This window comes from Sulfurovum sp. TSL1 (assembly GCF_019972135.1).
GTDB lineage: Bacteria > Campylobacterota > Campylobacteria > Campylobacterales > Sulfurovaceae > Sulfurovum.
The window spans coordinates 887,115-899,192 of the sequence record NZ_BPFI01000001.1; the positions used below are offsets into that span (position 1 = coordinate 887,115).

Annotated in this window: 14 protein-coding genes; 6 read left to right on the top strand and 8 right to left on the bottom strand. The window is 38.9% G+C overall.

What is annotated here, in order from left to right; all coding sequences use genetic code 11:
• The first annotated feature begins 8 nt into the window (after positions 1-8).
• Both LDM98_RS04375 and tsaA read left to right on the top strand, forming a co-directional pair.
• Complete coding sequence (locus LDM98_RS04375; RefSeq protein WP_223898128.1) at positions 9-161, top strand: hypothetical protein; 153 nt, start codon at positions 9-11, stop codon at positions 159-161.
• A gap of 45 nt (positions 162-206) precedes the next feature.
• A complete protein-coding gene (gene tsaA, locus LDM98_RS04380; protein WP_223898129.1) occupies positions 207-725 on the top strand; it encodes a tRNA (N6-threonylcarbamoyladenosine(37)-N6)-methyltransferase TrmO in 519 nt (172 codons plus the stop codon).
• A 131-nt stretch (positions 726-856) separates the two neighbouring features.
• Here the strand turns inward: tsaA and LDM98_RS04385 are convergent, their stop codons facing one another.
• The 4 genes from LDM98_RS04385 to LDM98_RS04400 form a co-directional block, all read right to left on the bottom strand.
• The gene (locus tag LDM98_RS04385; RefSeq protein WP_223898130.1) at positions 857-2,137 is read right to left on the bottom strand and encodes an ATP-dependent RecD-like DNA helicase; all 1,281 of its coding nucleotides are present in this window, start codon (positions 2,135-2,137) and stop codon (positions 857-859) included.
• Positions 2,138-2,487: 350 nt separating this feature from the next.
• Positions 2,488-2,973, bottom strand: a complete 486-nt coding sequence (locus LDM98_RS04390) for a host attachment protein (RefSeq protein WP_223898131.1) — start codon at positions 2,971-2,973, stop codon at positions 2,488-2,490.
• A 134-nt stretch (positions 2,974-3,107) separates the two neighbouring features.
• Positions 3,108-4,127: a hypothetical protein gene (locus LDM98_RS04395; RefSeq protein WP_223898132.1), complete on the bottom strand. Its 1,020-nt coding sequence runs from the start codon at positions 4,125-4,127 to the stop codon at positions 3,108-3,110.
• A gap of 88 nt (positions 4,128-4,215) precedes the next feature.
• Complete coding sequence (locus LDM98_RS04400) at positions 4,216-4,716, bottom strand: M48 family metallopeptidase (protein ID WP_223898133.1); 501 nt, start codon at positions 4,714-4,716, stop codon at positions 4,216-4,218.
• Positions 4,717-4,761: 45 nt separating this feature from the next.
• Here LDM98_RS04400 and LDM98_RS04405 point away from each other — a divergent pair, with 45 nt between their 5' ends.
• Together LDM98_RS04405 and LDM98_RS04410 are read left to right on the top strand one after the other, a co-directional pair.
• A complete protein-coding gene (locus tag LDM98_RS04405; protein WP_223898134.1) occupies positions 4,762-5,658 on the top strand; it encodes a CoA ester lyase in 897 nt (298 codons plus the stop codon).
• A gap of 10 nt (positions 5,659-5,668) precedes the next feature.
• Positions 5,669-6,655 carry a lytic transglycosylase domain-containing protein gene (locus LDM98_RS04410; RefSeq protein WP_223898135.1) on the top strand — a complete coding sequence of 329 codons (987 nt, stop codon included), beginning with the start codon at positions 5,669-5,671 and terminating at the stop codon, positions 6,653-6,655.
• On the opposite strand, the gene LDM98_RS04415 is transcribed toward LDM98_RS04410, so the two are convergent.
• The 4 genes from LDM98_RS04415 to LDM98_RS04430 form a co-directional block, all read right to left on the bottom strand.
• A complete protein-coding gene (locus LDM98_RS04415; protein ID WP_223898136.1) occupies positions 6,648-8,501 on the bottom strand; it encodes a bifunctional diguanylate cyclase/phosphodiesterase in 1,854 nt (617 codons plus the stop codon). The two genes, LDM98_RS04410 and LDM98_RS04415, sit on opposite strands and share 8 nt — an antisense overlap.
• A 53-nt stretch (positions 8,502-8,554) precedes the next feature.
• Positions 8,555-8,926, bottom strand: a complete 372-nt coding sequence (locus tag LDM98_RS04420) for a heat shock protein transcriptional repressor HspR (RefSeq protein WP_223898137.1) — start codon at positions 8,924-8,926, stop codon at positions 8,555-8,557.
• Between the two features lie 10 nt (positions 8,927-8,936).
• Positions 8,937-9,791 carry a DnaJ C-terminal domain-containing protein gene (locus LDM98_RS04425; RefSeq protein WP_223898138.1) on the bottom strand — a complete coding sequence of 285 codons (855 nt, stop codon included), beginning with the start codon at positions 9,789-9,791 and terminating at the stop codon, positions 8,937-8,939.
• An 81-nt stretch (positions 9,792-9,872) separates the two neighbouring features.
• Positions 9,873-10,268, bottom strand: a complete 396-nt coding sequence (locus tag LDM98_RS04430) for a rhodanese-like domain-containing protein (RefSeq protein ID WP_223898139.1) — start codon at positions 10,266-10,268, stop codon at positions 9,873-9,875.
• 102 nt (positions 10,269-10,370) lie between these two features.
• Here LDM98_RS04430 and LDM98_RS04435 point away from each other — a divergent pair, with 102 nt between their 5' ends.
• Together LDM98_RS04435 and LDM98_RS04440 are read left to right on the top strand one after the other, a co-directional pair.
• Positions 10,371-11,150 carry an RNA methyltransferase gene (locus LDM98_RS04435; RefSeq protein WP_223898140.1) on the top strand — a complete coding sequence of 260 codons (780 nt, stop codon included), beginning with the start codon at positions 10,371-10,373 and terminating at the stop codon, positions 11,148-11,150.
• A gap of 244 nt (positions 11,151-11,394) precedes the next feature.
• The gene (locus tag LDM98_RS04440; RefSeq protein ID WP_223898141.1) at positions 11,395-12,012 is read left to right on the top strand and encodes a polysaccharide biosynthesis/export family protein; all 618 of its coding nucleotides are present in this window, start codon (positions 11,395-11,397) and stop codon (positions 12,010-12,012) included.
• Positions 12,013-12,078 lie beyond the last annotated feature (66 nt).

Below are 12,078 nucleotides of genomic sequence, written 5' to 3' on the forward strand. Positions count from 1 at the left end.
AGTAAATAATGGAAGTAATAGATTATACAAGTGCCATTTTATGGTATGCATCTTGGCCCATTGCCATATATATCAGTTACAAGTTTATCAGACTCAATATTGAGCATTTGGAAGAAAATTTGGAAAATCAAGATAAGCATACAGACAAGGGACAAAGTTAAAAACATGTGTTACCTATATGATAAAATTAATAGGAAAATCTACTTATGAATTTTGAACTACAACAAATTGCCACTATACATTCACCATTTTGTCATTTAGTCAATATGCCTGTACAACCTAAAGGTGCGAGGGACATCTATGCAACTATAGTATTCAAAGAAGCGTATATTGAAGGGCTGAAAGATCTGGATGGCTTTTCACATGTCTATCTTATATACTACTTTCATAAGGTTAAAGAGCCAAAACTCTCCGTGATACCTTTTAATGACAACACACATACGCCAAGAGGTGTATTTTCTACCAGAACACCCATGCATCCTAACAGTATAGGTCTCTCTATAGTAGAACTGGTTAGTGTGAAAGACAACATTGTCACCATTAAAGGTGTCGATATTTTAGATGATACACCACTTTTAGATATTAAACCTTACATTGAAAACTTTGACAAGATAGAAGGAGAAGTAAAGTCAGGATGGATGAAGTCTTCAGAAAATGAAGTCAGTCAAAAGAGATCTGATGACAGATTTGTCAGTCAATCCAATAATCTGGAGAGTTTATCCTAATGCAATCTACTTGTCATCTATACAAATGAGTCTAACGACCATAACCTATCCGTAAATAGTAAAACAATATTTTGTCTACCATATATGGGAATCGTATAAAATACAGATCAGATAGTCTTTTAATGATCGACTTAAAGTAGATTCTTATAATATTCCACCACTCTGTCATCCACATTGATGACCTTTTTCAAATACTGTGTCAGATCTCCCCTGTTAAAATCTATTTTCAGATTTTTAGGGTTGATCGCACGCGATATAGCCACATAGAACTGGCTTGGTGCGAAGATATTATCCACGTTACACACAAGATTGTCTATACTCATGCCTTGAGACTTGTGTATGGTCACGGCATAGGCCAGCTTCAGAGGAAACTGTGAAAGTGTGGCTAGAGACATGGTCTCAACACTACCGTCATCTTTTACCAGCATATCGACCAGATCAAAGTCATGTCTTTCGACACGAACGAATTCATCCTCTTTTTCTACAATGAGATGGTCCTCTTCTATCTTTCTGAGTATCCCTCTCTCTCCATTGACAAACTTCCCCCATTTGTTCACGGTAAAAAGGATGGGAACCCCCTCTTTGAGCGTCAAATGTTCGGAGATAGGCAGCATGTTTTTCCAGCCTGCCAGTTTCTTTTCATGGACCGAACCGAACATTTCTATGTTTGCAAAGAGTATGGTCTCTTCTGTATCGAGTTCATTGATCTTTGCCCTGTTGGTCCGCTCCACTTCCAGGTTACGTCCAAAAAGATAGGTTGGGTCTTTCTCCATCCCTTCCGTGTTCCAAAGTTTTGTCATGTAATGAATGACTTCCTCGTCACATTGCCCTTTGCGGACCCTGGAGAGGATATGGGTGAACTCTGCATCCGTTGTTCTCTTCATCTCGGTGAGTTCAATGACCGTCAGATCAAAACGTTCCCAGGCCAAACTCTCGAAGGCATAGAGTTTTTCTCCAAAAACATCAGGTCTGTTTTGCTGTTTTTGCACCGGCGGCAACTGAAAAAAGTCCCCTACAAACAGTACTTTCCCCAGATAACCGTAGTGGTTCAGTCTGTAGGCTATCATATCCATCAGCTCGGTGCTCACCATCGAAATTTCATCGATGATGATAAGGTCTGTGGCTTTCAGCACCTTCTTCAGGTCTGAAAGTCGACTCTTGGCACGTTTGTCTCCCGCAGCCAACTCCTCGAAATTGTTTGCGATACCGAACACAAAAAAACTGTGTACCGTAAAACCTCCGATGTTCACTGCACTCACTCCGGTAGACCCCAGAGAGACCACCTGCTTTCCTCTTTGACGGTAGTCAGTTATCACCTCATTGGTAATATAGCTTTTTCCTACCCCGGCACCACCAGTCAAGAAAACATTAGAGTGTTTCAGTGCTTCCAACACTTCTGTTTTATCGCTCAAGATCCAGCCTTACTGATAAATTTATTGCTAAAGGTAGAGCAACCCTGATTGGGAGATGCTTCTTGCTTTGCAAAAAGAGAAAATAAAAAGCATAAGTGTTGTGGAAGTGTTACACTGGATGTATTCATTCAATGGCACCTTGATATTTTTTATGTATTATACTGTAACAATCTTTGGGAGGTTAAAATAGCTTTTCTTTTGCCATGCTGCACACTTCAAAAGCCGGGGACAAGTATGTTTTCATTCCTGCACTTTTGGCAGGAATGAAATAGAAATATTTTTTTGTTTAGTTGACATTCTTATGCCTACAAAACTTTCACAAGTATAATACCCAACGATAAAATTGGGTCCTAAAATTGTTCTATCAGTTCGCTTTTATCGATTTTTACTAAATCTTTTTTTACGCTTTTCTCTAACTTTTCTTTCGCACGGGTCGAAATCTTATCAAATACCCGGCCATAAATGTTTTGAGGAAGTGCCATGTACCATTTAGGTGGATTATTCTCTTCTATCACTTCAGAAATATTTCTAGCTAGCATTTCTATAGCCTCTTCTTCTCTGTGCATTTCAAGATGGTTCGCTTCACCTAAACTTGTACTTCCGCCCGCAGAAACACCGCCCCTGTTTTGACTACCAACGCCTTTAAATTGACCTGCACTATCTGTAACAACTTCACCAATATTTAAATGGGGGTCAATATAATCAAAATTATTGACAAGGTCAAGCTTTACACTATCAGGCTTTAATCCTGCCTCTGCTTCTAGATCACGAGAGTTCGCTTTGTAGATTTTAATCCCGCCTAGATTTGCTACGATCACTATATCATTTATTAACATTTTTCACTCCAATCTTTATTGTATTGATATTGCATGATATTATGCATGATTATAGTTTAGCATAAATAGAGGAACAAAGAAACTATTTTAGAAAAAAGGCCCATATTCACAAGCGATGGTTTTTATTTTTTCACTCAAAATCCAGCCTGGTCCACAAGTCCGCCTTGACAATGGCTTCTTATTTCTTTTCCCTGTTTTAAGCGTGCAGCCAGAGTATCACTGTCTGACCCTATATGCAACCAAAGCTCAGTGATAAGCCCTTTATCACATTTCAACTCTATGCGTTTTCCTGTGCCTGGTCCGAAACTTCTGTCAAAAACTGCACGTACCTGCTGAAGTGTCACATGTTTTCGTATGTGTTTTTGAAAGAAATCCCCAACCCTGGAGTCATTCATTTGCTCTACCATGCTTATGGCATCTTCATAATACTCATTTGCATCTGTACCATAACAGGTACCATGTTTGATCCATTCGTGTTTGTGCAGATTTGAAGAAAATCCGGGCATCACTTTTTGTAAACGTGTTTCCACTTCATTGCTTAGCTCCAGGTCAGGAAGTCTGTTCCATTGCTGATGCTTGTCCAAATTCACATACACTCTGCTTACGTTACAATAGACCTTACTTTTAGGCTGCGGCCATAATCCGTGAAGCACAAAATGCTTCTCCCTGTAGTTGGACCTTCCAAAGGAGAAGAGACTTCTTTTGCACTCTTTTTTAACCCTGTGTGTTTCACAAAAAGCATTGTGCCAGGAGAGCACCAAAAGGTTTTGTTGTGAGATATCCCTATTTTCATATTTTTTAGTATATTTCGATGAATCCGCATTCATAAATATTTTACAAAGATCATCATCTATACTGGCAACCTTACTCTCAACTCTTTCAACATTGAGAGGGTTGGAAGAGTCTGAATGCTTAGAAAAACACCTCTCATCCACCCATCTTTGTGCCGGATGTGCACCCCTTATGAGAATAAGGTTTTGTCCTTTGTAATGTTTCAATATCGTATACTTTTGCTTTGTATCCAAATAGATACCATCGGCATTTTTTGTATGTTTCATATTATTAAATGCAGGGCATTCTAAACGGGGAAATGCTTCTTCTCTTGCCCATAAAGACACACCAAAAAGGATAAATATAAAAATGAGTTTTCGCATACAGTGATACCCTGAATTTTTTTGAGTATTATACTGTGACAAACTTTTGAAGGTTATGATAGCTGTTATTTCTATAGCGTAATATCCGTCAAACATACAACTCTCCAGATCTATCACAATAGATCAGATAAAGCCGCAGATCCAACTCAAATTGATGGTATGCCGGTTCTATATAGGTGCAGAGTTTATAGAAAGCTTTATTGTGTTCTTTTTCTTTGAGATGAGCCAACTCATGAGCCACTATCATCCGTAAAAAGGCTTCAGGTACTTTTTTGAACAGATGAGAGATACGTATCTCGTTTTTGGCTTTAAGCTTTCCTCCTTGTACGCGAGAGACAAAGGTATGTGTTCCAAGGGCAGCGTGGATATCGCGTATTTTCGTATCATAAAGTACTTTGGAGAGGGGTGAAGCATTGCGCATGTGTGTATTTTTGAGTTCCTGTACATAGCTATAAAGACTTTTATCGGTAGTATAGTCATGTATTTTGGGATATTTTGAGAGAAGATACTCTCCAAGTTTATCCTGATCTATGAGGGTTTGCACCTGTACTTTTAACTGGGTATCGTAACCATTAAGGTATTTTAGCATGGAGAATTATATCTCTTTTGAGTTAATTTTAGATACTATAACAGTATGATATTTGAGAATTTAGAGACACTGCCTACAACGTTTGGCAATAAAAGAAAAACCCCTGCAGTAAAACGTACCTACCGTTCAAATATGATGCTCAATCCATTGAATCTCAAGCATTTAAACCGTATAGATGAGCATGATGCAGATATGATCACCCTGAACCTTGAAGATGCCATTGCACCCTCACGTAAAAAGGAGGCCCTGCATAACATCGCTCTTTTTCTTTCACACATGGAACACTCTGATTCTTTCATCATCGTACGTACCAACCCTTTAGAGGAAGGCGGTGCAGAAGAGATAACCTTTTTAAATAATTTCGGCTTTGATGCGGTGCGTGTGGCAAAAGTAAAAAACCAGACGGAGATCGCCCAGACACTTTCACTTCTCGATGCAGATAAAGAGCTGCATATCTCACTGGAGACAAAAGAGGCCTTTGAGAGCTTAAGCAAACTCCGGGTAGATGCACGCCTTACTACAGCGAATCTGGGTATCCTGGATCTGCTCACCTCTCTTGGTTTGCCCCAGTCTTTGGTTACATTGGAAAACCCTACCATAGACTACATTCTCTCCAAGTTTTTAGTAGATGCAAAAACAGCCGGCATACACCCTATCTCATTTATGTTCCAGGAGTACAATGACACGGAAACCTTCAGAGCATGGTGTGTGAGGGAAAAGATGATGGGGTTTGAAACCAAAGCATGTATGGGGCCCAAACAGGTGCAGATAGCCAATGAAATATTCGGTACGAATAGAGATGAAGTAGAAAGGGCTTTACATATCAAAGAGGCTTTTGAAACGCATGCTGCACAGGGTATCAATGGATTTATGGATGAGAAGTACGGATTCATAGATGAGCCCATCTATCGTGACAGCCTATTGGTTCTCAATAATAGTTAAGGGAAAAGAATTGAGATTCATTACACTCTTATTACTCACTATACTTTTACCATATTTTCTTACTGCAAATGATGATCGTCCCCCTGTACCTTATGATTTTCTAGCGAAAAAAGAGGTCAGATCATTCGTCGATATGATGGTCAAAAAACATCATTTCACACGCAGCTATATGACTGCTGTGCTCGAAAGTGCGAAACTTGACCGTGACACTTTAGCCCGGTATACAGGAAAATATAAAGTGGGCACCACCAACGGTCCCTGGGAACGATACAAGGCACATGTGCTTGATCCCATCACGCTGGACAAAGCCAAACAGTTTAAAAAGAGATACTATAAAACACTGCTCAAGGCAAGTAGAGAATATCAGGTTGATATGGATTACATTGTGGGGTTTATCGGAGTGGAGAGCAAGTATGGAGAATACAGCGGAGACTACAATGTCCTGGATGCTTTGAGTACCCTTGCCTTTCATAAAAACCGTATGAAGAAATTTTTCAAGTCTGAGTTGGAACATCTCTTTTTAATGGCCAGGGAACAGAGCTATGATATCACTGCACTGAAGGGTTCTTTTGCCGGAGCCATGGGTATGGTACAACAAATGCCTTCTGTGTTCAGAAAGTATGGCATGGATTATAACCGTGACGGGAAAAAAGACCCATGGGATCTGGAAGATGCCATTGGGATCATTGCAAAATTCATGCAGAAGAACGGCTGGAAAAAAAATGCTCTGGTTGCTGTACCGACCAAATTTAAGGGGAAACGCTATACAAAGCTCAAAACAAGCCACAGACGAACCCTGCCATTAGAGACGATCTTGAAGTATGGTATCACCCCTCTAAAACGCTTTAATGAGTCAAAAGCCTATCTGCTTAAAAACCGTAACCTGACCCATGATGATATCTGGCTGGGCGCCAAAAACTTCCGTGTACTTACACGCTACAATAATTCAACCAGCTATGGTATGGCCATACACCTCATAGCCCAGGCGGTCAAGTAAAAATATATTTTTCCTCAAATGCCATTTTAGAGAGTGCCTCTTCGAAATAAAACCCCTGAAAAACATCACATTCTATTTTACTCAAGAAGATAAGCTGTTCAAATGTTTCCACGCCTTCAGCCACAATATTCAGATCAAAATTCTTTGCTATAGAGATGATCGTACTGATCATTTTCTTATCATTTTTACTGTCACTCAAGCGTGCTACGAACGATCTATCTATTTTTACTTCATCTATAGGCAATACTTTTAAATAACTGAGTGAAGAGTATCCTGTACCAAAATCATCAATGGAAAATGAAATACCTATTTTTTTTAGTTTATCCATCATACTGATCACTTTTTTCATATCTTCGGCAAATACATGCTCTGTGATCTCAAAAGATATTTTTTGTTCATCCTCTTGTTCCCGAAAATAGATTTTTTTTAAATTATTCACTTCGTTTACAAATGTATCATCTAACAATTGTCTCATACTCACATTCACCGAAATAGAGTTTAATTTCTTTCCCTCTCGATTCCATCTATTGACACTTTCAAATGTTTCTTTTAGCACATAGCTGCCGACTTCTAAAATCAATCCCGTATTTTCTGCTATGCGTATAAACTCTTCTGGTTCAACGACACCCAGGTCATCATCAATCCACCTTATGAGAGCTTCACAACCTACAAGTTTTTCATCTTTATCAAACTGCGGCTGATAAAATACATCTATTTTATTTTCTTTTAACGCATAATGAAGTTTCTGCTCTATCAGAAGATGTCTTTCAACCCTCTGGGCAAGATCTTTATTAAATACTATTACACTATCTCGTCCCTGGGCCTTTGCTTCATACATCGCTATATCTACTTCTCTAATAAAATTTCTACTATAGATAAATGAAGGGTCAATTTTATGTACACCAATGCTTGCACTGATATGAAGATGATGGCCATCAATACTATAAGGTTTTCGAATAACATTGAGCAATCCTTCGGCAAAACTATATGCAGGATCCCTTTGAAACTCGTCTCCATTTATCTCTTTGCTTATAAGGATAAACTCGTCACCACCTAAACGTGCCACCATATGTCTATCTTTTGCATGCAGTTTAAGACGTTCGGATACTTCTATCAATAACTTATCCCCAATATCATGTCCTAAAGAGTCATTAATGGTTTTAAAATGATCCAGATCTATCAGAAACATACATGCAGTTTTATGATTCACTGCCAATCTTTCATTCAAAGACTCCATATACTCCATAAAATAGCGTCGGTTATAGAGCCCTGTCAAGACGTCAAGTTGGGCTTGGGAATAATTCTTCTGAAGTAATTTATTTGTATTATAAGAAGCATACAATAACACAGATAAAAATATCAGAGAAAAAACGGACAGTATATACCCATACCATGTATCAACAAGTGCAAAATAGACGGTCAACGGCAACATCAAAGTGAATAAAATAGGAACAAATAATTTTTTATCAGAGATGAGCAGTGTTGATGCTACAACAGCAGCACCCAACTGTGTAAAAATGGCTATATAATGCAAATGGTATTCATCATATCCGACATACATTACAAATATCAATGACCAGGCAGAAAAAATGACATACATGAACCATGTAAGTTTTCTATACCATTTTTTTAAATGATCTTCATCCATTTTATGTGTAGCAAATTCTTTATAGAGTGTCCACCCGTATAATGAACTACATAACAATATACCATACCATACTAATGCAGGAGTCACAATATGAAAGATCCAGCCAACAATGACATAAACAAGCCCGGGAATAAGAGAAAGTCCGACCATGACAAGAATTTGTTTTTGAAGAAAAGTATAATATTTTTGATGCTTCATACATTTATTATATAATAATTTTGATATTTATTATATAAACATGAACTCTGATTTTAATCCTCAAAAATGATAATATCATAAGAACTTTTTGTCACCAGCGCCTTACTTGAATGTACAGAACCATGACGGTTTGCTTTACTCAGTTCTTCACGTAATTGGTCTATCTCTTTTTGCATTTCATCTATCTGTTCTTTAAGCTGAAGTACAATGTCAACCCCTGCAAGGTTCACTCCCATTTGACGTGTTAAACGTAAAATGAGTTTCATTCGTTCAATGTCTCGTTGCGAATAAAGACGCATGCGTCCCTGAGTACGTGAAGGTTCGACCAAACCTTCACGTTCATACTGCCTGAGTGTCTGGGGATGGATGTCTAACATCGTAGCTACCACAGAGATCAGATACACGGGTTCATCATAACTATGCATAGAATATCCTTTAAAGTTTTGCTTCGATCATCGCTTTAAGTTCATCATCCAATGTATCTACATCAGGTAAAACCACATTTGCTACAAGATACAAGTCACCTTTCAATGCGGTTTTTCTGTCGGCGACACCTTTACCTTTCAGTCTGAATTTTTGACCATTCTTCGTATTTTTAGGTACTTTGAGTGACACCTCTTTTTCTGGAGTATTTACGGCGATCTTCCCTCCAAAAAGTGCTTCTTTTAAAGGCACATCAAATGTCTTATAGAGGTTATCACCTTTTCTTTCATATTCATTTGAAGCTGCAACCTCTACCTGTATCAGGAGGTCTCCTACATGTCCTTGGTATTGTTTACCTTTACCACGCACACGCATGGTCTCACCGCTTTTGATCCCTGCAGGGATCTTTATGTCAAAATTTTGCCCATTGACAGAGACATTGTGTTTGCCACCATTGATCGCCACCATGAATGGTACGGTAATACGTGCCTGCAGATCCAAATTCGGAGCACCAAAACCGCCAAAACCGCCTTGCGCTCCACCAAAACCACCGCTGAAACCACCGCCGCCACCGAACATTTGTCTAAGTATCTCATCGAGGTCAACACCTCCGCCTTGTCCCTGTGCAAAGTCATGGAAATTCTGCCCGCCGAACATTTGATCACCAAATTGATCATATTGTGCTTTCTTCTCGGGATCAGAGAGTACTTCATAGGCTGCGTTGATCTCTTTGAACTTATCTACAGCACTCTCATCTTTGTTAATGTCAGGGTGGTATTTTCGTGCCAATTTTCTGTAGGATTTTTTAATTTCATCAGCAGAAGCATTTTCACTTACACCGAGTGTTTCATATAAACTTTTTGACATGGTATTCCTAAAATAATGGTTTTTTTATTTTAAAAAATTATATCAAAAAAGTTTAGTCAATGTCAATCAAGTTAGATGAAATTATGGTTGATACGGTACTGTTTTATAGCCTTCATGTATCATCTTCATAATCCCCCCTTTCAAATTAATGACCTTATAGCCTAACCTTTCTGATAAAAATTCAGAAACGATACTCGTACGGCTGCCCACTCTGCAAATGAGTGCAAAGGGCTCATCTTTTTTAACAACCCTGTCTAACTGTTTCAAAAAATCAGGAACATTGAAATTCCCTTTTTCATCAAAAAACATGATGGTGTAGGAACCTTGTATGATCCCTGTTTCTTTCCATTCTGCAGGTGTACGGATGTCGATGATCTTCATATTTTTTTCAACAAACTCAGGTGTCGCCCAAACTTGATGCAACTCCGCCATCAATGATACTGTCATAAGACATAAACCTATCACTAATCTTTTCATCTTTGTTCCTTCTATACATTATACTATGGTTTCAATTGTTAATAGTATAACAAAACTACGTAAAGTAATCGTGGATTTTACACCCTTAGAGTACAATACAGCATGAATCTTATAACCGTTAACGACATCAATGTACCGGAACTCAGCATTTATCATCAACTCAGAGACAATGCTTTTACCTCAGACAACAGCTTTGTAGCTGACAGCCCCAAAGTAGTGAACCTGCTTCTCAATGCAGATATCACCGTAAAAAGTATACTGGCTACACAAGAGTATTATGATACCTATGCATCTCTCCTCAAAGAGAAAAACATTCCCCAACTCTATGTCACAAGTAAAGCCCTTATGCAGGAGATCGTAGGACACAAGATACACCATAATGTCATGATGCATGGTACACGTCCGGAACCAACACCACTTGGTGACCTTGATGATCAGATCATCATGTTGGATGAGATAAGTTCTACACAGAATATAGGTTCCATCGCACGCTCTGCTGCAGCGATTGGTATACACTCATACCTCCTGCCCAGGCATGGACCACACCCCTACTCCAGACGGGCGCTCAGGGTCTCCATGGGGCATATCAGTATGCTCAAAACACATCTATATGATGACATACAAAAAACACTCATGACACTCAAAGAAAATGGCTACCGTATCTATGCGGCCGAAGTCACTGATGACTCCACTCCACTCGCCTCTGTCAAAGTGTCAGACAAATGGGTACTGCTTATGGGACATGAGGGGTTAGGCTTATCAGATGAGATACTCGATCTCTGTGATGAAGTGGTCACGATAGAGATGACAGAAGGTGTAAAGAGTTTTAATGTAGGGGTTGCAGCTTCCATAATGATGTATCAATTTAAACACAATATTTAAAATAATTCAAAATAATAGTTATAGATTAATTTAAAAAATACTATTGCAAGTTAATTATATTTTTGATATACTCGAAATATATTAAATTTTTAGGGAGTATATCATGAAACGTGTAGTATTGTTTATAATAGCTACTCTTGCAATGGCAGGGTGTTCGACTAAATCCGATTTAGTCTTATTTCATGACACAAATGTAAGTAGTGAGCAGGCCCAGCAAAGTGTAACTGTAATAGGTAGTGAGGGGATGTACGAATATAGAATCCGGCCGCATGACAGGATCTCTATTACGATGTATAACCATCCAGAGCTTGGAACAACAAGTGTTAATAGCCAAAGAGAAGATACTACAGGTGTCCTGGTTGACTCCAAAGGATATGTCAGACTGCCGCTTATCAAGTCTATACACATTGCAGGGCTCACACAGCCAGCCGCGCAAGCGAAGATCGAGAGTGCTTACAAAGCCTATCTTGAAGATGCCGAGCTCAACTTGCAAGTCTTAAATAAAAGAGCCTATGTTCTGGGAGAAGTAAATAGACCAGGAGAAGTGAACCTCTTTAACGAAAGAGCCACTCTCCTGCAAGTCCTGGCCAGTGCAGGAGACTTAACAAATTATGCCAATAGACATGCTATCGTCATCATGAAACAGAGAAAGAACACAGTTCATACCCAAACTGTTGACCTTACAAGTGCAAATTCGATTAAAATGGCCAACTTAATGATCTATCCTGGTGATACTATCTATGTCGCACCGAATGGAGTAAGAGCATTTAACATAGGTGTAAGTGAAGTGACTCCAGTCTTTGACCTGGCAGGAAGAATCACACAACCGATAGTGAATGTTGAATATTTAAGAGATCGTTAATACGTTATGAAGGGGGCTCTAGAAAGAAGTAGTCATAATCGTAATGGGATGGATTACTACTATTTC